Origin of the sequence: Modestobacter caceresii, assembly GCF_000761485.1 — a bacterium.
In the GTDB taxonomy this organism is placed as follows: Bacteria; Actinomycetota; Actinomycetes; order Mycobacteriales; family Geodermatophilaceae; genus Modestobacter; species Modestobacter caceresii.
On record NZ_JPMX01000075.1, the window covers coordinates 113,731 to 136,839 of the forward strand.

Annotated in this window: 19 protein-coding genes; 9 read left to right on the top strand and 10 right to left on the bottom strand. The window is 74.8% G+C overall.

Annotation, left to right across the window (positions count from 1 at the left end):
- Window positions 1–67: 67 nt before the first annotated feature.
- The 4 genes from IN07_RS15605 (at window position 68) to IN07_RS15620 (ending at window position 8,320) form a co-directional block, all read left to right on the top strand.
- On the top strand, window positions 68–883 hold the full coding sequence (locus tag IN07_RS15605; protein WP_036337083.1) for a DUF2382 domain-containing protein: 816 nt from the start codon (window positions 68–70) through the stop codon (window positions 881–883).
- Between the two features lie 151 nt (window positions 884–1,034).
- A complete protein-coding gene (locus IN07_RS15610; RefSeq protein ID WP_156119217.1) occupies window positions 1,035–1,706 on the top strand; it encodes a hypothetical protein in 672 nt (223 codons plus the stop codon).
- Window positions 1,707–1,926: 220 nt separating this feature from the next.
- Window positions 1,927–2,166 carry a hypothetical protein gene (locus IN07_RS15615; RefSeq protein ID WP_036337084.1) on the top strand — a complete coding sequence of 80 codons (240 nt, stop codon included), beginning with the start codon at window positions 1,927–1,929 and terminating at the stop codon, window positions 2,164–2,166.
- Between the two features lie 136 nt (window positions 2,167–2,302).
- The gene (locus IN07_RS15620; protein ID WP_036337085.1) at window positions 2,303–8,320 is read left to right on the top strand and encodes a DUF4011 domain-containing protein; all 6,018 of its coding nucleotides are present in this window, start codon (window positions 2,303–2,305) and stop codon (window positions 8,318–8,320) included.
- Here the strand turns inward: IN07_RS15620 and IN07_RS15625 are convergent.
- Window positions 8,310–8,912 (bottom strand): HD domain-containing protein, encoded by a 603-nt coding sequence (locus tag IN07_RS15625; RefSeq protein WP_036337088.1) that lies wholly within the window; start codon window positions 8,910–8,912, stop codon window positions 8,310–8,312. The genes IN07_RS15620 and IN07_RS15625 overlap by 11 nt on opposite strands.
- Window positions 8,913–9,007: 95 nt before the next feature.
- Entirely contained in the window at window positions 9,008–9,892 is an 885-nt protein-coding gene (locus IN07_RS15630; protein ID WP_052091328.1) for an NmrA/HSCARG family protein, read from the bottom strand.
- Window positions 9,893–9,974: 82 nt separating this feature from the next.
- Here IN07_RS15630 and IN07_RS15635 point away from each other — a divergent pair, with 82 nt between their 5' ends.
- Window positions 9,975–10,463 (top strand): MarR family winged helix-turn-helix transcriptional regulator, encoded by a 489-nt coding sequence (locus IN07_RS15635; RefSeq protein ID WP_052091329.1) that lies wholly within the window; start codon window positions 9,975–9,977, stop codon window positions 10,461–10,463.
- Between the two features lie 28 nt (window positions 10,464–10,491).
- On the opposite strand, the gene IN07_RS25860 is transcribed toward IN07_RS15635, so the two are convergent.
- The 5 genes from IN07_RS25860 to IN07_RS15655 form a co-directional block, all read right to left on the bottom strand.
- On the bottom strand, window positions 10,492–10,644 hold the full coding sequence (locus tag IN07_RS25860) for a hypothetical protein (protein WP_164700248.1): 153 nt from the start codon (window positions 10,642–10,644) through the stop codon (window positions 10,492–10,494).
- An 84-nt stretch (window positions 10,645–10,728) separates the two neighbouring features.
- Window positions 10,729–11,394, bottom strand: coding sequence for a hypothetical protein (locus IN07_RS15640; protein WP_052091330.1), 666 nt, complete (start codon window positions 11,392–11,394; stop codon window positions 10,729–10,731).
- A gap of 19 nt (window positions 11,395–11,413) precedes the next feature.
- Window positions 11,414–12,382 (bottom strand): TIGR03557 family F420-dependent LLM class oxidoreductase, encoded by a 969-nt coding sequence (locus IN07_RS15645; protein WP_036337090.1) that lies wholly within the window; start codon window positions 12,380–12,382, stop codon window positions 11,414–11,416.
- Between the two features lie 71 nt (window positions 12,383–12,453).
- A complete protein-coding gene (locus IN07_RS15650) occupies window positions 12,454–13,164 on the bottom strand; it encodes a biosynthetic peptidoglycan transglycosylase (RefSeq protein ID WP_197058498.1) in 711 nt (236 codons plus the stop codon).
- A gap of 242 nt (window positions 13,165–13,406) precedes the next feature.
- Window positions 13,407–13,883 (bottom strand): NUDIX domain-containing protein, encoded by a 477-nt coding sequence (locus IN07_RS15655; protein WP_036337092.1) that lies wholly within the window; start codon window positions 13,881–13,883, stop codon window positions 13,407–13,409.
- 155 nt (window positions 13,884–14,038) lie between these two features.
- On the opposite strand from IN07_RS15655, the gene IN07_RS15660 reads away from it, so the two are divergent.
- The gene (locus IN07_RS15660; protein ID WP_036337094.1) at window positions 14,039–15,202 is read left to right on the top strand and encodes an RtcB family protein; all 1,164 of its coding nucleotides are present in this window, start codon (window positions 14,039–14,041) and stop codon (window positions 15,200–15,202) included.
- A 12-nt stretch (window positions 15,203–15,214) separates the two neighbouring features.
- Here IN07_RS15660 and IN07_RS15665 read toward each other — a convergent pair whose 3' ends face one another.
- Complete coding sequence (locus IN07_RS15665; protein WP_081975446.1) at window positions 15,215–15,982, bottom strand: biosynthetic peptidoglycan transglycosylase; 768 nt, start codon at window positions 15,980–15,982, stop codon at window positions 15,215–15,217.
- Between the two features lie 164 nt (window positions 15,983–16,146).
- Complete coding sequence (locus tag IN07_RS15670) at window positions 16,147–18,003, bottom strand: metallophosphoesterase (protein ID WP_036337096.1); 1,857 nt, start codon at window positions 18,001–18,003, stop codon at window positions 16,147–16,149.
- Window positions 18,004–18,123: 120 nt separating this feature from the next.
- Between IN07_RS15670 and IN07_RS15675 the strand changes: the two genes are divergently transcribed.
- Window positions 18,124–19,032, top strand: a complete 909-nt coding sequence (locus tag IN07_RS15675; protein WP_052091332.1) for a hypothetical protein — start codon at window positions 18,124–18,126, stop codon at window positions 19,030–19,032.
- Window positions 19,033–19,072: 40 nt separating this feature from the next.
- On the opposite strand, the gene IN07_RS15680 is transcribed toward IN07_RS15675, so the two are convergent.
- Complete coding sequence (locus IN07_RS15680; RefSeq protein ID WP_231558409.1) at window positions 19,073–20,176, bottom strand: DUF3048 domain-containing protein; 1,104 nt, start codon at window positions 20,174–20,176, stop codon at window positions 19,073–19,075.
- Between the two features lie 337 nt (window positions 20,177–20,513).
- Between IN07_RS15680 and IN07_RS15685 the strand changes: the two genes are divergently transcribed.
- Both IN07_RS15685 and IN07_RS15690 read left to right on the top strand, forming a co-directional pair.
- Entirely contained in the window at window positions 20,514–22,022 is a 1,509-nt protein-coding gene (locus IN07_RS15685; protein WP_052091333.1) for a M20/M25/M40 family metallo-hydrolase, read from the top strand.
- Between the two features lie 136 nt (window positions 22,023–22,158).
- Window positions 22,159–23,109 carry a threonine/serine dehydratase gene (locus IN07_RS15690; RefSeq protein ID WP_036337098.1) on the top strand — a complete coding sequence of 317 codons (951 nt, stop codon included), beginning with the start codon at window positions 22,159–22,161 and terminating at the stop codon, window positions 23,107–23,109.

Genomic DNA, 23,109 nt, shown 5'->3' on the forward strand with positions numbered 1-23,109 from the left:
GTGTCTGACGACCGGCCGTCCCGAGACGGTGCACACCGGTCCACCAGATCCTCCGAAGGGAACGCCCGTGATCACGCAGCAGGACATCACCAGCATCATCGGCAGCAACGCCGTGGATGCCGACGGCGACAAGCTCGGCAAGGTCGGCCAGGTCTACCTGGACGACCAGACCGGCAGCCCCGAGTGGGCCACCGTCAGCACCGGCATGTTCGGCACCTCGGAGACCTTCGTCCCGCTGACCGACGCCACGGTCGCGGACGGCACCCTCCGCGTCCCCTACCAGAAGTCCAAGGTCAAGGACGCCCCCCGGGTGGACGCCGACCAGGGTCACCTCAGCCCCGAGGAGGAGACCGAGCTCTACCGCTACTACGGCGTCGGCGTCGGCACCGAGACCGCCCGGGTCGACACCACCCGGACCGACACCACCCGGACCGACACCGTCGGGACCGACGCCAACCGGCACGGCACCGTCGGCCACGACACGTCCGGCCCGACGACCGACGACGCGATGACCCGCTCCGAGGAGCAGATCCGGGTCGGCACCCAGCAGGTCGAGGCCGGCCGGGCCCGCCTGCGCAAGTACGTCGTCACCGAGGACGTGACGACCACCGTCCCGGTCTCCCACGAGGAGGTCCGGCTCGAGCGCGAGCCGATCACCGACGCCAACCGCGACGAGGCGCTGGCCGGCCCGGCGATCTCCGAGGAGGAGCACGAGGTCGTGCTGCACGCCGAGCGTCCGGTCGTCGCCAAGGAGACCGTCCCCGTCGAGCGCGTGCGCCTGGACACCGAGACGGTCACCGAGCAGGAGACGGTGACCGACACGGTCCGCAAGGAGCAGATCGAGAGCGACGTCGACGGCGTCCGGGACACCGACCGCCGCTGATCCACCGGGTCGGCCCGCCACACAGCGGGCCGACCCCGCACCACCCCGCGACCGCGTCGGCCAGCCCCGCCCACCGGTCGCCCTGTACCCGTCACGGTCGGCGTGCGGCTGCTCGCCCGCCGACCGTGACGTCTTCTTCCCTGGAGCGACCATGACCGGCAGCACCACCCCCTCCGACCCGTCCGATCGCAGCACCTCGGTCGGCGACAAGACCACCAGCTTCCGCAACAACGACGTGGACCCCGGCACCGGCGCACGCGCCAGCCGGGGCACCGTCCACGACGCCGTCGACCGCCAGCACGACCGCTTCGGTGGCATCAAGTGGGGTGCCGCCTTCTTCGGCTGGCTGTCCGCCAACGGCCTGGCCGTCCTGCTCATCGCGGCGATCTCCGCCGCCGGGGTCGCCATCGGGCTGACCGAGGGCGTCCCCTCCGTCGACGAGGCCGCGTCCAACGCCAGCGGCATCGGGATCGGCGGCGGCATCGCGCTGCTCGTCGTCCTCTTCCTGGCCTACCTGGCCGGTGGCTACGTCGCCGGCCGGATGGCCCGCTTCGACGGTGTGCGCCAGGGCATCGCGGTGTGGGTGGTCGGCCTGCTGGTCGTCCTCGCCCTGGCCATCGCCGGCGCGGTCCTCGGCTCGGAGTTCAACGTGCTCTCCGACCTGAACCTGCCGCGCATCCCGATCGACGAGGGCACCCTCACGACCGCCGGCATCATCGCCCTGGTCGCCGTCCTGCTGGTCACGCTGCTGGGCGCCGTGCTCGGCGGCAAGCTCGGTGAGCGCTACCACCGCAAGGTCGACCGGGCCGGCTTCGCCGCCTGACCGACTGCGGACCAGCCCGCTGGTCCGCACGCACAGCAGTCCCAGTACCGCCACCGTTGGCCCGGGGGAGGGCCAACGGTGGCGGTACTGCTGTGTCCGGGGTCGGTCCAGCCGGGCCACGGGGCGCCTGCCGGGGTGGCTGGGGCTGGTGAGGTGACACCCCGGACACGGCCTGCGTGTTGCGCGCGTCGCAGCCGCCGGCGTCTCACATCGTGGCGCCATGGCCTTCCCCTACCGCACGGCCCGGGCCGTGATGATGGTCGGCTCGCTGAACGACCCGGCCGGCCAGACGGCGCGGCTCATCGGACCGGCGCACGCCACCCTCGGGCTCAGCGGGGCACGCGGCCGTACCGCTCTCTGCGGCGCCTACGTGGCCCGGGACGAAGCGGTGCCGTGGCCCCCGCAGGCCGAGCTCTACGACGCCCTCTGCGCCGACTGCGACACCCTCGCCCGGCTCTGACCGAGCGGGCCGCGGCGCCACCACCGCCGGCGAGCTGATCGGCGCACCGAGACCTCACCGGACATCGGCTGTCACACCCGTCCCACGAGCGGCTCGCCTGAGCGGAACGGTCCGTCCGACCAGGTACACAGACTCCATGCGCAACGCGGCCGACCTCCAGGTGAGCTCCGAGGGCCCGGCGGCGGCGTCCTCGCCGTCGGTCTCGGTCGAGCTCAGGGTCAGCCCGGTGGTCAGCTACGCGCTCGCCGCCCTCGCCGTGCCGGTCGTCTCCCGGCTCACCCTCGCCGGCAGCACGTCGACCGTCCGCGGGGCGGCGCTCCGGCTGTCCGTGCAGGACGCCCAGGGCGAGCTCGCCCCCGCCGTCGAGCGGCTGGTCGACCTCGAGGCCGGCCGCACCACGGTGATCGACGACGTCGGCCTCACCCTGGACCCCGCCACCCTCCGGCAGGGCGGGGAGCGCCGTCCGGGCTGGGTGCAGGTGGAGCTGGCGGCCGCAGGCCAGGTGCTGGCCGAGCATCGGGTGCCGGTGACGGTGCTGGCCGCCGCCCAGTGGCTGGCCACACCCCTGCCGCTGGCCCTGGAGGTGCTCGCCGCCCACGTGCAGCCGCAGCACCCGGCGATCACCGCGCTGGTCGCCGACGCCGCCACCCTCCTCCAGGAGGGCACCGACAGCAGCAGCATGACCGGCTACGCCGACGGGCCCGAACGGGTCGACGAGGTGGTCGAGGCGATCACCTGGGCGGTGCGCCGCCGCGAGGTCCGGCACGGTCAGCCGCCGGCCGACTGGACCGGGTCCGGGCAGCACGTCCGCGACCCCGGTGAGGTCCTCGACGGTCGGGCCGGCACCTGCCTGGACACCGTCCTCACCCTCGCCGCCGCCCTGGAGCACGTCGGCCTCCGCCCGCTGCTGTGGGTGGTCGAGGGGCACGCCTTCCTGGGCTACTGGCGGGAGGAGCGCAGCGCCGAGACGGCTGCGACCACCGATGTGGCAGCACTGGTGGACCTCGTCGACCAGCGCGTGATCGGCCTGGTCGAGACCACCCTGCTCACCGACCGCGGCAACACCACGCCCGACCTGCACGGCCCGGCCTACACCGCCTGGTTGTCCGGTGACCTCTCCCGGGTCCTCGGTGTCACCGACGTCCACCGCGCCCGCCTCGACGGCGTCCGCCCGCTGCCCGTCCACACCCGCTCGGCGGACGGCTCGGTCCAGGTGGTCGAGCCGCACCCGACCGCGGGCCAGGCCCCGACCCTCCCCGACGACCCGGCCCTCCCCGACGACCCGACGGCGCCCGGGGCCGACCACCGCCCGCCTCCCCCGGCCCGGGTCCAGCAGTGGCAGGACGACCTGCTCGACCTCAGCCCGCGCAACCGGCTGATCGACTCCACCGAGGGCTCCGGGCTGCCGCTCACCGTGCCGCAGGACGCGCTGGCGACGCTGGCGGAACTGGTCAGCGGCGGGGCCACGCTGACCCTCCTGCCCAGTGACCGGGTCGCCGGCGTGCAGGCCGACCCCGGGGTGCGGACCGCCGGCGACCTGCCATCCCAGCAGCTGCTGCAGCAGCTCACCGAGCGTCGCTCGGTGCACGTCGACGTCCTGCACGCCGACTACCCGTCCCGGCTGCGCGGCCTCGCCCACCGGGTGCGCACGGTGGGTGAGCAGACCGGCGCCAACGGCCTGTACCTCGCCCTGGGCAGCCTGGTCTGGGAGCTCGACGGCCGCCCGCTGCGGTCACCGCTGGTGCTCGTCCCCGTCCTGCTCACCCCACCCGCCCACGGCGGCGGGTACCGGCTGACGGTCGACGAGGCCGGGAACAGCCTGCCGAACGGCTGCCTGCTGGAGCAGCTCCGCCGGGTGCACGGGCTCACCGTGCCCGGGCTGAGCGCCCTGGCCGACGACGGCGCCGACATCGACCCGGCCACGGCGGTGGAGGCGCTGCGTGCGGCGCTGGCCGCCGCCTCGCTCCCCCACCGGATCGAGGCGACCGCGGACCTGGCCGTCCTGCCGGTCGCGGCGTACCGGCTGTGGCGTGACCTCGACGAGCACTGGGCCGAGTTCGTGTCCAACCCGCTGGTCGCCCACCTGGTGCACGCCCCGACCGAGGCCTTCGTCGACCCGGCGCCCGCCCCCGCCGACCCGGTCGACCTGGACGAGCTCGCCGCGCAGTGCCCGGCGCCCGCGGACGCCGCCCAGCTGCACGCGATCGCCGAGGCCACCGCCGGGCGGACGTTCGTGCTCGAGGGCGCGCCCGGCACCGGCAAGTCCCAGACCATCACCAACCTGCTCACCCGGGCCGTCGCCGAGGGCAAGCGGGTCCTGTTCGTCGCCGGGAAGCGCGCCGCGCTGGACGTCGTCGCCCGCCGTCTCGACGCGGTCGGCATGGGCCCGTTCGCCCTCGACCTGCACGACAAGGGCAGCCGACCGGCCGTCGTCCGGGCCCAGATCCGTGCCGCGCTGGAGCACACGGTCGACGTCGACGCCCAGGGCCTGGCGGCCGACGCCGAGGAGCTGCGGTCGGCCCGGCGCAGCCTGCAGCACTACGCGGAACGGCTGCACGCGGACAACCCTGCGGGCCTGTCGCTCTACTCCGCCCGCACCGCCGTGCTGGCCGCGGCCGCCGACGTCGACCCGCTGCCGGTGACCGCCCGCTTCGCCGCTCGGGCCACCGCCGAGGTGGTCACCGAGGTGCACCGCGCGCTGGCGCTGCTGCCGGACATCGCCGGCCTGGCCCGCCCGTCGGCCGGGCACGCGTGGGCCTTCATCGACACCATCGAACTCGACATCACCGAGGTGCAGCAGGCCGCGGTCGCCGTCGACGCCGCCATCCGGGAGCTGCCGGGCGAGGGTGGGCTGGCCGCGGTCCTGCGGGCCGTCCGCACCCCGGAGGACCTGGACGCCCTGGTGCACCTGCTCGGCGGCCCCCGGATCGGGCTGGCCGTGCTCGACGAGGTGCGCTCCCCACGCTGGACGGCGGCCACCGACGACCTGCTCGGCGAGATCGCCGCGCTGGCCGCCGCGCCGCACCCCGGTCTGGAGGCGCTCACCCCGGCCGCCCTCGACCTGCCGCTGGCCGACCTGTTCGTCCAGGCCCAGGAGGCCGCCGCGGCGAGCTGGGTGGCGCGGCGCGGCAAGCTGGCCGCCGTCCGGGACCAGCTCACCCCGGCGCTGCGTCCGGGCGCCTCGATCAAGCCCGGCGACGTCCCCGAGCTGACCGCCGAGCTGCGGCGGGTGCAGACCGCCGTCCGGGCCCTGGCCTCGCGCGCCGCCGGCATCCCGGGGCTGCAGGTGCCGCCCGGGTGGAACCCCTTCACCGAACCGGGCCGGTCGGTCTTCGACGCCGAGGTGCGCTGGCTGCGCCGCGCCGCCGCCACGGTCGACGGCAGCGCCGGGTTCCCCGCTGCCGTACGCAGGTTCCTCACCGCCGGCCCGGTGACCGACGCCTTCGGGGCCCGCACCGTGGCCCGGCTACGCGACGCGCTCCGCCAGCTGCTGACGGTCTGCGCCAGCAGCTCGGCGCAGCTGGGCGCGTGGAGCGGCGAGGACGGGCTGGTGCTGCGCTGGACGATGACCCGGCCGGAGCGCGGCGTCGAGTACGTGCACCCGATGTCCCTGCGCCGGTGGGTCAGCCTGCTGGACACCCTCGAACCGCTGCGGCTGGCTGGGCTCACCGAGGCGCGGCTGCAGCTGCTGCACGGCGCGGTGCCCGCCGACGACGCGGTGCGTGCCTTCGACCGGGGGCTGGCCGAGGCCTCGGTCCTCGAGCGGCAGCAGGCCACCGGGCTGGACACGTTCGACGCCGGGCTGCACGAGCGCACCCTCGCCCGTTTCGGCGCAGCGTCCCGCGCTGTGCGGTCCCACCTGGTCGACGCCGTGCCGGCCGCGGTGCTGGCCGCCCGGCCGTTCGACGCCGCCAGCAGCGATCAGGTCAGTGCCCTGCTGCGCGAGCTGGCCGAGCAGCGGTTGGGGGTGCGCGGCCTGCTCGCCACCCACGGTGACCTGATCACCGCCGTCCTGCCCTGCGTGCTGGCCACGCCGGAGTCGGTGGCCCGGTTCCTCCCCGCGGTCGCCGACCAGTTCGACCTGGTCGTGTTCGACGAGGCCTCGCAGCTCCGGGTGGCCGACGCCGTCGGCGCCCTGGGCCGGGCCCGGTCCGCGGTGGTGGTCGGGGACAGTGCGCAGCTGCCCCCGCTGACCGCCGGCCTCGACGACGACGCCGACACCGACGCGATCCCCACCGAGGCGAGCATCCTCACCGAGTGCGTGCAGGCACGGGTGCCCCAGCAGCGGCTGACCTGGCACTACCGCAGCCAGGACGAGTCGCTGATCGCCTTCAGCAACGCCCGGTACTACGGCGGCCGGCTCTCCTCCTTCCCGGCGCCGGCGCACGGGCCGGCCGCTGCTGCCCCGGACGGCCACGGGGTCTCCCTGGTTCAGGTCGAGGGCACCTTCGTGCGCTCCGGCCCCGGCCTGCGCACCAACCCGGTGGAGGCCCGCGCGGTCGTCGCCGAGGTCGTGCGCCGGTTCTCCTCGGCCGCCCCGGCGGTGCCGTCGATCGGGGTGGTCGCCTCGACCGCGCCACAGCGGACGCTGATCGAGGAGCTGCTGCGCGACTCCGGTGACCAGCGGGTGGTCGACGCGCTGGACCGCAGCGACGGCGAGGGGCTCTTCGTCAAGGACCTGGACAACGTGCAGGGTGACGAGCGGGACGTCGTCTTCCTCTCCACCGTCTTCAGCGCCGACGCGCGCGGCCGGCTGCCCCTGGACCTCGGGCTGCTGAGCCGCAGCGGCGGGGAGCGGCGGCTGAACGTGGCCGTCACCCGCGCCCGCCGGCAGGTCGTCGTCGTCAGCTCCTTCGCCCCCGAGCAGCTGGACGCCGACCAGACCACGTCGACGGGGGTCGAGCACCTGCGCGCCTACCTCGACCTCGCCGCCCGCGGCACCGATGCACTCCCCCGCACCGGGACGTCGCTCGACCGGCACCGCGACGACGTGGCCGCCGCGCTGCGCGCCCGGGGACTGGTGGTGCGCACCGACGTCGGCCTGTCGGGCTTCCGCCTCGACCTGACCGTCGCCCGCGAGTCGGCGCCGGACGCCCCGGTGCTGGCCGTGCTGCTCGACGGCCCGGCCTGGGCGGGGCGCCAGACGGTCGGGGACCGCGACGGCCTCCCGGTCGAGGTGCTCCGGGAGCTGCGCTGGCCGGCGGTGGAGCGGGTGTGGCTGCCGAGCTGGCTGGCCGACCGCGAGGCCGTGCTGACCGCGCTCGAGGCGGTGGTGGAGGCGGCGTCCCCCGCCCCGGCAGCCGTCGAGCCCCAGGTCCGGGTCGAGGTCGAGGAGCCGCCCTACGACGGCCCGCTGGCCGACGTCATCCCGCTCCGCCCGCTCGCGGCCCGGGTCACGCCGGCCCCCGAGCCCGACCCCGACCCCGTCGTGGTCGAGCCCGTCGTGGCCGAGACGGACCCCGAGCCGGTCGCCGTCGCCGAGCCGGCCGCCGTCCCGGAGCCGGTCGCCCCGCAGCCAGCGGCGACGCCCGCACCGGCCCCGCCGAAGCGCGCCGCCGGGACGTCGCCGAAGGCGCCCGCCAAGGCTGCCCGCAGCCGTGCGCCGCTGGACGAGGAACAGCCGTTCATCGCCTGGGCGCCGAAGCCCGCCGGGGAGAAGAAGCAGCTGGACCAGCTGAGCGACCCCGCCGTCGCCCGGCTGGTCCGCCGGGTGCTCACCGCCGGCCTCAAGGCGGAGGGGCCGGTGCACCGCGACCGGCTGGCCCGGCTCACCGCCGCGGCGTTCGGACTGTCCCGGGTGACCGAGGCCCGGCGGGACGCCCTGCTGGCGCTGCTGCCGGCCAGCGCCGTCGACGGCGACTTCCTGTGGCCCGCCTCGATCGACCGGGCGCCATGGCGCTGGTTCCGCCGTCAGGCCAGCAGCACCGCACGCCCGCTGGAGCACGTGGCGCCGCAGGAGATCGCCAACGCGATGGTGGCGCTGTGCCGGGCCGGCACCGGCCTGTCCCGCGACCAGCTGCAGCTCCGGACGCTCGAGGTCTTCGGCCACCGCCGGCGCACCGCGGCCCTGCTGCCGCTGCTGGACGCCGCCCTGGCCGACGCCGTGGCCGCCGGGCGGCTCACCGAGCAGCCGTCCGGTCTGCTCAGCGTCTGACCCCGTCCAGCGGGTTGGCCCGCACCCGGTCGGCGAAGCCCTCGGCGACGAACTGCCCGGCCAGGGACGAGGGCTTGCGGCGGGCCTGCTCGGTGAAGCAACCGAGGAACTCCTCGGCCAGCCCCAACCGGGGGTGGGCGTCCAGCACCTCGGCCCGGAAGGCCGCCGGCCAGTCGTCGGGACGGCGGCCGGAGACGTCCAGCCCGGTGGCCAGCTCGAGCAGGTGGCCCTCCGGGTCGGTCGCGACGTCCACCTCCGGTGCCATGTGGGCGACGATGACCTCGACGGTGCGGCGACGGCGGCCGGCGTCCCACCCGGCGCCCGCGCCGAAGACCCAGGCGACCGCGCCGCCGGCCTCCTCGAACGGCACGGTGGCGCTGTCGAAGGCCGGCGCCAGCCCGATGTCGTGCAGCATCGCCGCCACGTAGAGCAGTTCGGCGTCGAAGGCGATCCCACGCTCCCGGCCGTACTCGGCGGCCCAGAGATGGGCGCGCCGGCAGTGGTTCAGCAGCGCGGGTGAGTGGAAGGCCTGGGCCACCTCGAACGCGGAGGCGGCAGCGGCGGTGTCGGGGACGAGGTCGTCGAGGGGCACGGACGGCAGTCTGGCCGCCGACCGTGCCCTCCGTCCCGGGTCCGGCCCGACGTGGCAGGAACCCCGCGCTCGGCGGCGGGATCAGCCCCGTCGGGTCAGCCGGCCGGCGTCCAGCCGGTGCTCTGCAGCCACCCGGGCAGGTCGTGCAGGTCGGGCACGAGCGCCCGGCTGGCGGCCAGGTCACCCTGGTAGGCGGGGAGCTCGGCGAACCAGCGGAACATCCGGGTCATGTCCTCGTCCCCGCCGAGCACCGCCAGCGGCAGCGCCTCGTAGCGGCCGGGCAGTCCCGCTGCGGCTCCGAACGCGGCGGCGATCTGCGCACCGGTCCGCTCGTCGCCGACGAGCTCGACCGAGCCGCCGGGCACCTGGCCAGGCTCCCGCAGCAGCGCTGCGGCGGCGACGCCGATGTCCTGGACGGCGACCATCTGCAGCGGCACGTCGGCCGGGAGCGGCAACCGCACCACGACCACGCCGTCCTCCACCGTCGGTCCCTGGGCGGTCAGGTTGTCCAGGAAGAAGACCGGCCGCAGGAAGGTGGCGGGCACCCCCAGCGCCGCGATGTGCTCCTCGACCCGGCGCTTGCTCTCGAAGTGCGGCACGCCGGTCTCCCGCTCCGCGCCGCCGACCGAGCTGTACACCAGGTGCCCGACACCCGACTCGGCTGCGGCATCGGCGAGCGCCCGGCCGTCCTGCACCTCCCCGTCGACGCCGCGCTCGTCGGCGAAGGTGGTCATCGCGAACACCCGGTCGGCTCCGCGGAATGCGGTGCGCAGCGACTCCGGGTCGCGGAGGTCGGCGTGCACTAGGTCCGCGCCGCGTGCGGCCAGCGCCTGGGCCGTGGCCTTGCCGGGATCGCGCACCAGCGCGCGGACCCGCACGCCGGCGGCGAGCAACGCCCGCGCGGTCGCCCCGCCCTGCTGTCCGGTCGCGCCGACGACGGCGACGAGCGGGCTGTCGTTGCTGGGGATGCTGCTGTCCATGCTGTACTCCCTCGGACCAGGGACCGCCTCGCGCGGCTCCTGTAGCCGACTAACCAATAGCCGGCTGTCTTTCATTCCGGGGGTGGGCACACTGGAGCAGGAGCACGCGCACGGTGCGTCGTCGGTCGCGGCGGTCGGGCCGGTGAGCGCGCTGATCCCGGCGGTCGCGCGGGCGCACCGCACGCTGGCGGGGACCCTGCTGCGGGAGGTCGGCCTCTACCCGGGCCAGGAGCTCCTGCTGATGCAGCTCTGGGAGCACGAGCCGCGCTCGCCCGGCGAACTCGCCCGGGCGCTGCGGGTCGAGCCGCCGACTGCCGTCAAGGCGGTCTCCCGACTGGAGGACGCGGGGTTCGTGCAGCGGGAACGGTCGACCGACGACCGTCGGGTGGTGCTGGTGTCGCTGACCGCGAGCGGCCGGGCGCTGCGTGCGCGGGTCGAGCAGATCTGGGCCGAGCTGGAGCGGCGCACGGTCGGGGACCTCAGTCAGGCCGACCGCGCGCGGCTGATCGAGCTGCTGGGCTCGATCAGCCGCAACGTCGGTGACGTCGGCCCGGACCCGTGCGGGCCCTGACCTCGTCCCGGCGAGGGGAGACGCTGGGTCAGCCGCGACGACTGGTGCCGGTGCCGCCGCTCTTCTTGCCGCGCATCGAGGAGATGGCGTTCTTGATCTTGGCCTGGTTCTGCGGCTTCTTCGCCTCTGTCATGGCCTTCTTGGCGACCGCGCCCTTGGTGAGCTTGCTGATCAGTCCCATGGTGTTCTCCTTCGTCTCGTCTGCCCGGTGTTCCCCTGTCGGTGCCCGCCCAGCGCGCGCTCAACCGGCCCCGGGGGGTCTCGTTCAGCTGGACGCCGGCCGGCCCTCGTCGGCGTCCCGGGCTGCATCCCCGTCCTCGTCCTCGTCGTCCGGCGCGTCCCCCAGACCGCTGTCCCGGGCCAACAGGTAGGTCGCCCCGCCCAGCAGGGCCCCGGCGATCACCGAGAGGACCACGACCACCGGTGGGCTCACGGGGCCGAGCGCCCAGGTGAGCAGCGACCGGGAGCGGGAGGTCGGGTCCGCCAGGACCACACCCACGAAGACGGCGGCCAGCAGACCCGCCCCGGCCGCGAAGACGGCGGAGGCCCGGCCGGTCCACCCCAGGCGGTCGGCGAGCTCCCGGGCGGCCCGCACGATCCGGCCGGCCCGCAGCACCCGGAGCGCGCCGACCGCACGGACCAGCCGGAGCAGCTGGACCGGTCCGACGGCGAGCACGATCGCCACCAGCACGGCGAAGCTGAGCGCCAGCAACCCCACGTGCCCCCGGATCCAGGCACGCTTGTCCTCGGCCACGACCAGCAGCACGACCGCCTCGCCGACGAGCACGACCCCGCTGGCGACGTCCACCCAGCGGCCGGCGGTGCCCAGCGGCCCGCCGGCGAAGGTCAGGAACATCGCCGGCACCGAGGCGAGCGCCGCGACCAGGACGGGGAGTGCCAGACGGCGCTCCCACCGTTCCTCCCGGCTCACGGCGCACCTCGCACAGGGGTCAGGACGACGGGGTCAGCGAACGCACCCGCTCGATGAGCTCGCTCTTGCAGACCTCGAGGAACCCGTCCGGGTCCGGACCTGCGTTCTGGAAGACGAGGTGGTCGAAACCGGCGTCGACGTAGGGCTGCGCCTGCTGCACGTGCCGGTCGAGGTCCGGGCCGCAGGAGAACTGGCCCTTGACGTCCTCGGCGGTCACCGTGCTGCTGGCGGCGTCGAAGTTGACCGGGTTGGGCAGCTCGCTCATCACCTTCCAGCCGGACAGCGCCCAGCGGCTGGTCTTCAGCGCCTCCTGCGCGGCGGCGTCCTCGTCCGGCGCCCAGGCCATCGGCACCTCGGCGTACTTCGGGCCGCTGCCGCCGTGCTCGGCGTAGGCCTCGACGAGCTCGGCCTTCGGCTCGGTGGCGAACAGCCCGCTCCCGTACTGGGCCGCGAGCTTGGAGGCCCCCGGGCCGCCGCTGGCGACGGCGATCACCGGCAGCTGGTCGGGCAGGTCGAACACCCGGGCGTCCTCGAGGGTGAGGTACTTCCCCTCGTAGGACTGGTAGCCGCCCTGCCACAGCAGGTTGATGATCTCCAGCGCCTCGCGGAGCATGTGGTGCCGGATCCGGACGGCGGGCCAGCCGCCCCCGACCACGTGCTCGTTGAGCCGTTCACCGGACCCGATGCCCAGGGTGAAGCGGTTGCCGGAGAGCAGCTGCACGGTGGCGGCGGCCTGGGCGATGATCGCCGGGTGGTACCGGATCATCGGGCAGGTCACGCCGGTGGCCAGGCCGATCCGCTCGGTCTTCGCCGCCATGCTCCCGAGCATCGACCAGGTGAACCCGCTGTGGCCCTGCTCCTCCAGCCACGGGTGGTAGTGGTCGCTCAGCTCGACGAAGTCGAAGCCGGCCTCCTCGGCCGCCACCGTCTGCTCGACGATCTCCGTGGGGCTGAACGCCTCGGTGGCGAGCTTGTAGCCGACCTGCATGGGGAGTCCCTCCGTCGTCACCTGCTGTCTGGACGGCGGTGCCCGGGAGGTCGGCAGCGGAAACCGGCCGGTCAGCCGACGACCAGGCCCCAGGGGTCGGCGTCCACCTCGTCGGCCTGGGCACGGGTCAGCTCACCGACGTCCACCAGCCGGTCCAGCACGTGCTCCTGCCGGCCGGCGGCCCGGTCGGGGTGTCGCACCGGGTCGTAGGCGCTCGGGGCCTGCAGCAGGCCGGCCAGCAGCGTGGCCTGGGCCCAGCTGAGCTCCTCGGGCGGCACGCCGAAGTACCCCTGCGCCGCCGCGGTGGCACCGGTGAAGCCGTGCCCGAAGTAGGCGTCGTCCAGGTACATCCGGAGCACGGCGTCCTCGCTCCACGTGCGGTCCAGCTTCAGCGCCAGCACCACCGCGGAGACCCGGTCGGTGAACCCGTTCTCCCCGCCCTCGTAGACGTTCTTCGCCAGCTGCTGGTGCAGCGTCGACCCGCCCAGGTCGACGCCGGTCAGCGCTCCGCGGGCCGCCCGCACCACACCGCGCGGGTCGACGCCCGGGTGGCTGCGGAAGTGGCTGTCCTCGGGGGCCAGCACGGCCGCCGACAGCCGCGCCGGCAGTGGCCCGGACAGCGGCGGCGCTGCGGCGGCCGCCAGCCGGGCGTCCACCCGGTCCCGGGCGTCGCCGACGTCGGGGGTCAACTGCCAGGCCACGGCGAGGAAGAGCAGCCCGACGAGGGCGAGGGCGACCATGGCCCGGACCGCACGGCGCAGCGCCCGGCGCCCCCAGGACACCCGCCGTGGCTGCGGGGCCGGTGCGGGCGACCGGGTGGGCCGGGACGCCGTCGTCACCACGCCGGCCCACCGGCGGACGTCGGGGCGTGCGGTGCGGACATCGGGTGCTCCTCGGCTGGGGTGCGGTGCTCCCCCAGTCGACCGCAGCCCACCCGCGGCGCGCATCGGCCCGCGCGCTGACCTCCGCCGTCCCACCTGCACCCCCGGGCGGACCCCTGCCTCCGCTCCTGGGTGGACCCCGGTCAGGCCGGGGTGGCCAGCCGGGCCAGCAGCCGGTCCAGGAACGGCACCTGGCCCTTGACGAGCTTGGCCCGCGCCTCCGCGACCGGGAACCACCCGGCCCGGTCGATCTCGGGGAACTGCTGGACCCGGCCCGTCCGGGGCGGCCACTCCAGGTCGAAGGTGTTGCTGGTGCAGGCTGCGGCGTCCAGGTCGCCCGCCGCGGCGAAGACGGTGAGCAGCTTGCCGCTGGTCACCCGCAGCTCACCGAGGTCGAGGAACTCCTGCGCCGGCACCGGCGAGCCGAGCTCCTCGGCGAACTCTCGGCGGGCCACGTCCAGCGGCTCCTCCCCCTGGCCGTGCTCGCCCTTGGGGATCGACCACCCGCCGTCGTCCTTGCGCGCCCAGAACGGGCCACCCATGTGCCCGAGCAGCACCTCGACCCCACCGTCACTGGAGACCCGGTGGAGCAGCACCCCGGCGCTGCGCGTGACTGGCACGCCCGGCAGCTTCGCACGGGGCCGGCCGGGTAAAGCGGGTGCGGGTCCAGCCGGCATCGCGTTGACTGCCCCGGCCGCGCGGCACCACCGACACCCCCGCAGGTCCACCGAAATGGCCATTCTGGTGGACGGGGTGGAGCACACGGGAAGGGACCATGGAGACCATCAACGGACGGCTGCTGAGCTGGGCGTCCATCCTCGACCCCGGCACCCGCGAGCAGGCCGAGCGCACCGCGGCGATGCCGTTCATCCGCCCGTACCTGGCGCTGATGCCCGACGCCCACCTGGGCAAGGGCGCGACCGTCGGCTCGGTCATCCCCACCGAAGGCGCCATCATCCCGGCCGCGGTCGGCGTCGACATCGGCTGCGGGATGATGGCGGTGCGCACCCAGTTCGACGCATCTGCCCTCGCCGGCCGGGACCTGTCCGTGCTGCACGGGCAGATCTCCCGCTCGGTGCCGCTGTCGGCCGGGCGGAACAACAAGGCGGTCCGGCCCACCGCCGAGCCCCGGGTCGCCGAGCTCCGCGCGCTGCCCGGCATCGCCCAGGCCGACGGCGCCGCCGGCAACTGGCCGCTGCAGCTGGGCTCGCTCGGCTCGGGCAACCACTTCATCGAGGTGTCGCTGGACGAGCAGGACCGGGTGTGGCTGTTCCTGCACTCCGGCTCCCGCGGGGTCGGCAACAAGCTCGCGTCGGTGCACATCCGCCGGGCCCAGGAGTGGTGCCGGGCGCAGGGGGTCGAGCTGGCCGACCGCGACCTGGCGTACCTGCAGGAGGGGACGCCGGAGTTCGACGCGTACCTGGAGGCGCTGCGCTGGGCGCAGCGGTTCGCCTTCCTCAATCGCGAGGAGATGATGGACCGGGTCGTCGAGCAGCTGGGCCGGTTCGTCCGGGACGACGTCCAGCGGCTGGAGACGGTGAACTGCCACCACAACTACACCGAGCGCGAGCGGCACGACGGGCGCGAGGTGTGGCTGTCCCGCAAGGGCGCGATCTCCGCCCGCCGGGGACAGGCCGGGCTGATCCCCGGCTCGATGGGGACGGCGTCCTACGTCGTCTCCGGGCTGGGCAACGCGACGGCGCTGATGTCGGCCCCGCACGGGGCCGGCCGCAACCACTCGCGGAACGCCGCCCGCCGGCTGTTCAGCCGGGAGGACCTGGAGCAGCGGATGACCGGGATCGCCTGGGGGCACTCCGACGCGTTCCTGGACGAGCACCCGGATGCGTACAAGCCGATCGACCAGGTGATGGCCGACGCGGCCGACCTGGTGGAGGTCCGGCACACGCTGCGCCAGGTCGTCAACGTCAAGGGCGACTGAAGAAGGACCCGGTCAGCTGGTGACCAGACCCCAGTCGTCGGCAGCGATCTCGGCGGCCTCGTCGCGGCCCAGCACGCCCTCGTCGACCAGCCGGCCCAGCACGTGGGCCTGCCGCTGGCCGGCGAGGGCCGGGGACACCAGCGGGTCGTAGGCGGTGGGCGCGGCGAACAGGCCGGCGAGCAGCGTCGCCTGCGCCCAGCTCAGCTGGTCGGGCGGCACCCCGAAGTAGCCCTGGGTGGCCGCGGTCAGCCCGACGAAGCCGTGGCCGTAGTACCCGTTGTCCAGGTACATCCGCAGCAGCTCGTCCTTGCTGTACGCCGCGTCCAGCTTGAGCGCGAGGACGACGGCCTCAGCCTTCTGCACCGGGCCGTTCTCCCCACCCAGGTACACGTTCTTGGCCAGCTGCTGCACCAGCGTCGACCCGCCCTGGTCGGTGCCCGACACCAGCCCCCAGAACGCGCGGACCGCCCCGGTCGGGCTCACCCCGAGGTGGCTGGTGAAGCCGGTGTCCTCGGTCGCGAGCAGGGCCTGCACGAAGGCCGGGGCGGGCTCCACCTGCAGCGGGGGCGCACCCTGCTCGGCCAGGTGCGCCGCGACCCGCGCCGCGGCGTCGTCGACCGGCGGCGTCCGCGCCCAGCCGATGCCGACCACGACCACGCCCAGGAAGACCAGCACCAGGGCCAGCCCGCCGAGGCGGCGCAGCACCCGCCGGGGCCAGGATCGCCGGGGAGGCAGTGGCTCGGCGGTCGCCCGGGCACGCTGCAGGGTGCCTGCTGACACCGGTCGACCACCTTCCCGTCCGGCCGCACCAGGACCTGGACGGCACCGATCATGATCGGTGCCGTGGTCGAGTCCGGGGAGCCCGGACGGCGGCCGGAGCGGCCCTGGGCGCCGGACTCCACCCTTCCGGGGGACGCACGGGGCGGGCGTCGCTCAGCGGACGGTCACTCCGGCAGCGGCCAGGGACGCTCCTCGCTGATGCCGAGCCCGGTGCTGCAGAGGCGGTCCGGGTCGATGTCCTGCGGGCGGAAGTAGACCGTCGAGGCGGTGACGTCGTCGCCGAAGTCCCGCGGGGAGTCCGCCGTCGGCGGGGCCACCAGCACCGGCTGCGTCGACTCGATCGAGAAGCGGATGACCCGGGTGAACTGGCAGTCGGTGGCGACCGACACGATGCTGAACTCGATCGGCGGGCGACCGGTGCCGCGCACGATGTTGTCCAGCCCGCCGGCTCCGGTCGAGCCCTCGACGAGGTCGATCACCCCGTCCTCGTCCTGCACCTCGGAGCTGTCGTTCTGGGCGTGGACGTGGCCGGAGATCGTCTGCCGCACCCGCCCGGGGAGCACCTCGCGCACCTCCTCGGCGGCGACCGGCTCGTGGACGGCGAAGACGTCGATCGTCTCCAGGGCGTCGGCGGGTTCCCCCGTTTCGGCGTCGATGCCGTCCAGCACGGCGGAGCCGTCGCCGACGAGGGGGTCGTCACCGCCGAGGGCGCCGTCGGCGGGGGCCTCGTCGAGGACGATCTCCTCGCTCGCCGGGATCTCCTCGTCCTCCAGCACGCCGAGGGCCTCCCGCACCGCCTCGCGCTGCAGCGGCTCCACCACGTCGGCCGCATCGGCGCCGTACCGGCCGGGGCCGCCGTAGACCCGGGGGTCCGACAGGCCCGCGACGGTGAGCCCGTAGGCGTCCACGACGCCGGCGGTCACGGCGTAGCCGTCCGCGGTGGCGACCTTGTCGCCCAGCACGGTGACGCCCGGGACGGAGCGCATGACCTCGACCGTGGCCGGGGAGTCGTGGTTGCCGGCCACCCAGAGCATCGGGGCGGTCTCGGTGAGGGCGGCGACCGCCTCCAGGTAGGCCGGGGTCAGCTCCTGGCGGGTGCCGAAGGCGCTCTCGTCGCCGGCGTTGACGATCAGGTCGACGTCGTAGTTGGCCGCGTACCGCGCCACCAGCGGGTAGTTCGCCGACAGGTGCATGTCGGAGATGGTCATGATCTGCAGCGCCGTCTCCGGCGTCTGGTCGTCCTCGATCTGGGCCTGCAGCGCCGCCTGGATGCCGACCACCGAGCCGAGCACGTCCAGGGCCTTGTTCGACTGGCTGTAGTAGGCGCTCAGCTCACTGGGGAACAGCTGCGCCGCGGCGAGCGTGCCGGTCAGCTGCGAGTCCCGCACCCAGTTCGGGTTGTAGCTGAGCACCCCGTACCCGGCGACGGTCACCGTGACGGCGGCGGCGCCAGCGGCCTGCAGCGACCGGTACCGCAGCTCGTGCGGGCGGCGCGGCAGGCCTCGCAGGTAGCGGACCGACATGTTGATCGCGGCGGCGATGAGCAGACCGGAGACGAGGCCCAGCAGGAACTCGGCGATCAGCCAGGTGGCGATCCGCGGCAGCTGGGCGGTGAAGTCGGCCTGCATCCGCTCCACGAAGCCGGGCAGGTCACCGCCGGCCAACCTGGTGAGCTGCAGGACGTCGACGTCGACCGGGCTGATGTGCACGCCGAAGGGCACCCCGCTGACCTCGGGGAACTCCCAGCTGCCCAGCGTGGTGTCGGCGCTGAGCCCCGGCCGGCTGAGCAGCGTGCCGCGGACCTCGAACGGCACCCCCTGCACGGTCGCCTCGTACGGGAACGCGCGCAGCGCCGCAGCGGCGCAGACCAGCGGCAGGACCAGCCGCAGCGCCCACCGCAGCACCACCTGGACGACGCGGGAGACGACCTGTCCGGTGCGCCGGGCGATCCGCTCCGCCTCCTGACGGCGGGTGAACGGGAGAGGGAGGGGCAGCTGGTCGCCGCCGCGGGTGCTGGACATCGGGGTCGATTCTCGCGTGTGGTGCGACGCGCCGCCCCCCTGCCCTGCCTCTCCGGCGCGTCCGGCAGGGGGTCATCGACCCGGAGGGCGGGGCCGGAGGTGACACGCTCCCGGCCCGGCGTGGGACGCTGGACCCTGACCGACGACGACGCGCTCGCTGACTCGCCGCCGACGAACGGGGCTCCCTTGGCACTGATCACCTGCCCCACCTGCAATTCCGAGGAGATCTCGGGCAAGCCGCAGCCGGACGGGCGCCTGCTGATCCACTGCGATGACTGCGGCGCCGAGTGGCTGCGCGGGGAGACCCGCCGCGACCCGGCCCGGCCCGCCGTGCAGTCCTTCGACTCCCTGCAGGCGGCCTTCCCCACCCCGGCCGACGTCCGTCCCGACGTGCGGGAGCGGGTGATGCTGCTGCAGTCGGAGTTCGCCATGGACCGGCCCGAGCCGGACCCGGACGTCGAGCCCTACCGCGAGCGGTATGCGGCGTTGTTCTCCCGCGAGAACCTGTCGTCGGCGACGCCGGAGCAGCTGCTGCACTTCGCCAACTCCACGACCGTCGCCGACCCGGGCAACGTGTCCGGCTTCAACCGGGCGTGGAAGACCGCCGGCCCGGACAAGGCGGCCGCCCAGGTGCGGCAGACGATCGAGCACCTGCTGTACGGGCCGGAGAGCCTGCGGCTCGAGGACCGGATGACCCAGCTGATCGACGGCAGCAAGAAGGGCCTGGGCTTCCCGTCGTTCAAGGAGGCGCTGCTGACCAAGGTCCTCTGCGTCGTGGAGCCCGAGCGCTTCCTGCCCGTGGTGCGGTACACCGCCGCGAACGGCGGCAAGAAGGAGCTGGCCAAGACGGTCTTCGAGCTGGACCTCCCGCCGGTGGAGAAGACGGCGTGGACCAGCGGCCGGCTGGCGGTCTGGAGCAACGACCTGCTCCGCTCACTGGTCGGCAACGACCTCCCGGACCTGCAGCAGGCGGCGCGCTTCCTGCAGTGGGCCAAGGACCGCCCGGTGATGTCCCGCAGCGACAGCTGACCGCCCCGCCCCGGCCTCCCGGGTGCGGGGCGTCCGGCGTTCAGCCGACGGCGACCGCGCCGCCGGAGTTGGGCACCAGCTCGACCCAGGTGTTCCCCGGAGCCAGTCGGACCGGGTTGCCATCGGCCCCGCGCAGCACCACGCGCTCTCCGACGCCGGTCTTGACCCAGGTGGCGGCCACCGTCTTGCCGCCGGTGGCGACGAGGGCCTCCCCCTCCCCCACCAGCACGGTCTCCGGCACCGCGTTGCCGGCCGGGTCGCGGGCCGCGGTCGCCCGGACGTCCACCCGCAACACGACGACGTTGGTGGCGGTCAGCCGGGCACCGTCGGCCCCGACGGCCGGGGTGCTGCCCTCGGTCCGCAGCCACCGGGCGTCCGGTGGGCTCCAGGTCCACTGCGGGCGGCTGACCCGGGACAGGGTCAGCGCCAGGTTCGTCGCCGGCGTCCCGGCGGTCACCGCGGTGGCCTCCTCCGCCGTGGCGGCCAGGTCGAACTGCGGCGGCGGCGCCGCCTGGTGGGCGGGGTCGGCCTGGGCCAGGAGGCGCAGCGGGTCGGCGTGCACGTTGTGCGGGGCAGGCCGGTCGCTGGTGCGGAAGAAGCCGTCGGCGCCGGCGTCGTTGCTGAGCACCTGCATCCCGGCGGCGGCGATCGCATCCACGTAGCCGGCCTGGCCACCGGAGAAGGCGAACAGGCCGTGCAGCGGCGCGGCGATCGCCGGGTCCATCGGACGCACGGAACGGATCGGCCCGATCTGGGCCGGCAGGGCCGAGTGGTAGACCGCGACGTAGCGGGGGATGCCGCCCTCGACGACCTGCTCCCACACCAGGTCCGCGGCACCCAGGCCGGTCTGCGGCCGGGCGTCGGAGGAGTTCTCCACCTTGACGGCCAGCGCGGGACGCGGGTCGACCGGGCCGCTCTCCAGCCCGGTGAGCGGCCAGAGCACCGGCGGGGGCGGCGGCGGTGGTGGTGGTGGTGGCGGGGTCGTCGCCGGGGTGGTCTGCGCCACGGGCGCCGTCCCCGCCGAGCTGCCGCACGCCACCACCCCGGTCAGGGCGACCCCCATCAGCAGTGCTGCGGCGAGTCGGCGCCGGGGGCGGCGCCCGACCGCCGGACCGGCGTCGGCGGAGGAACGGGAACGGGTCACGGCGGTGCTCCTCCGTCAGCGGGTGTCGGGACCGCCCGGCGGGCGGCCGGACCACCGTAGGTCGGCGGAGCGACGTGGTCGGGCTGCCGCACCGCCGACGCCCCCGCTACCGAATGTCCGGTGTGTCGTCACGCGGCGTGTCCGTCCGGGGCGGTGCGCTCGTCCGCGCGGACCCGCCGTCGCCACCAGCACGTTCGCTCCGGACGGGGCGCCGACATGCGGGACCGGGCCGGATCGGGACCGCCGGCCGGCTCTCGACGGGGACCCCCGACCGTGCCTAGGTTGCCGTCACCGGCCGCCGCACGGGATCCGCGGCCGCTCCCCCGAGAGGACGTCGATGTCGCTTCGCACCCGCCGATCAGCGCTCACCCTGACCACCGCAGCGGCCACCTTCGCCGGCTCCGTGCTCATCGCCGCACCGGCCGGCGCCGGGGGCAACCCCCACCCCCACGGCTTCGCCCAGCGGGTGTCGACCGAGGAGGTCGCCGCGCACCTCGCCGCGTTCCAGGAGATCGCCGACGCGAACGGCGGGAACCGGGCCAGCGGCACCCCCGGGTACGACGCCTCGGCCGACTACGTGCAGGGGCTGCTGGAGGAGGCCGGCTACCAGGTCGAACGGCAGTACTTCGACTTCGTCGCCTCGTCCACGACCGCGCAGGAACTCACCGTGGCCGGCGCGTCGGTCGACGTCATCGCGATGGAGTACTCGCCGTCGGGCGAGGTCACCGCGCCACTGTCGGCGCTGGCCGCCGACGACGCGACGCCGGGCTGCGAGGCCGCCGACTACCCGGAGACGGTGGCCGCCACCGTCGTCCTGGTCTCCCGCGGCGCCTGCTCCTTCACGGTCAAGCAGCAGCTGGCCACCGCGGCCGGCGCGGTGGGCGTCCTGGTCTACAACAACGTCCCCGACGAGCCGCTGAACGGCACCTTCGGCGAGGCCGTCCCCGGCGCCCCGGCCGGTGGTCTCACCCAGGCGGCCGGGCAGGCGCTGCTCGGCCAGGTCGGGCAGCAGGCCACCCTCGACATCCAGGTCGAGGTCACCGAGACCACCACCTCCAACGTCATCGCCCAGACCCCCTACGGCGACACCGACCAGGTGATCATGCTCGGCGCGCACCTGGACTCGGTCGCCGAGGGCCCGGGCATCAACGACAATGCCACCGGATCCGCGGGCATCCTGCAGACGGCGCTCGAGCTCGCCGAGGTCAAGCCGACCACCAACGCCGTGCGGTTCGCCTGGTGGGGTGCCGAGGAGTCCGGACTGGTCGGCTCCTGGGAGTACGTGGAGTCGCTGACCGAGGCCGAGCGCGCCCAGATCGCCGGCTACCTGAACTTCGACATGATCGGGTCGCCGAACCACATCATCGGGGTCTACGACGCCGACCAGTCGACGTACACCGCCCCGGTCACGGTGCCGGAGGGATCGGCGTCGCTGGAGCAGGTGTTCACCGGCTACTTCGACCGCACCGGCCAGCCGTGGGTCGACACCGAGTTCTCCGGGCGGTCGGACTACCAGGGCTTCATCGAGTACGGCATCCCGGCCACCGGGCTGTTCACCGGCGCGGACGACATCAAGACCGAGGAAGAGGTCGCGCTCTTCGGCGGCACCGCCGGGATCCCGCACGACCCGAACTACCACTCCCCCGCCGACGACCTCAGCAACGTCGACCTGACCGCACTGGGGATCAACAGCCAGGCGATCGCCTTCGCCACCCTGTCGCTCGCCCAGGACTTGACGCCGCTCGACCTGACCGACAACCACCCGGGCAAGGGGAAGGGCAAGGGCAAGGGCCTCGACCGCGGGAACGGGAACGGGGGCGACCGGGGCCACGGCGTGGCTGCCTGATCCTCCCGTTCCGTCCGCGGGGCCGGACACCAGCTGGTGTCCGGCCCCGCTGTCGTGTCCGGCCCGGTCGTGGCCGGGGGCCGGGTGGCATAACGTGCGGGAGCCGTCGTCCCGGACGGCCGGAGGAGGACACCGCATGACGATCACCCGGTCCGACGTCCGGCAGGCGGCCGCCCGGATCGCCCCGTTCGTCCGGCGGACACCGGTCGTCGTCCTGGCCGGCGCTCCCCTGGGGCTGCCGCACGACGTCGTCGTCAAGCTCGAGCAGCTCCAGCACTCCGGGTCGTTCAAGGCGCGCGGGGCGTTCAACACCCTGCTGTCCGCCGACGTCCCGGCGACGGGGGTCATCGCCGCCTCCGGTGGCAACCACGGCGCCGCCGTCGCGTACGCCGCCCAGCGGCTCGGGCACCGGGCGACGATCTTCGTCCCCGCCGCCGCACCGGCGGCCAAGCTGGAGCGGATCCGCCGTTACGGCGCCGACGTGGTGGCCGTCGGCCGCGACTACGCCGAGGCGCACCGGGCCAGCGTCGAGGAGGAGACCCGCACCGGCGCGCTGCGGGTGCACGCCTACGACCAGCCGGAGGTGGTCGCCGGGCAGGGCACGGTCGCCCACGAGCTCAGCGAGCAGGCGCCCGACCTGGACACGGTGCTCATCGCCGTCGGCGGCGGTGGGCTGATCGCCGGCTGCGCCAGCTGGTACACCGACAGCCTGCGGGTGGTCGGGGTGGAGCCGGAGCGGGCGCCGACGCTGCACGCCGCCCGGGCGGCCGGGCACCCGGTGGACGTCGAGGTGGGTGGGCGGGCCGCCGACGCGCTGGGCGCCCGCCGACTGGGCAGCATCGCCGCCGAGGTCGCCGACCGGTACGTCGACGACGGCGTGCTGGTGCCCGACGACGCGATCCGGGAGGCCCAGCGGCTGCTCTGGGAGGAGCTGCGGGTGCTCGCCGAACCCGGCGGGGCCACCGCGCTGGCCGCGCTGCTGTCCGGCGCGCACGTCGCCGCTGCCGGGGACCGGGTGGGCGTCGTGGTGTGCGGGGCGAACCTCGATCCGGCGTCCTGGTCGGTCCTGCCCGAGACGGGGGTCTGA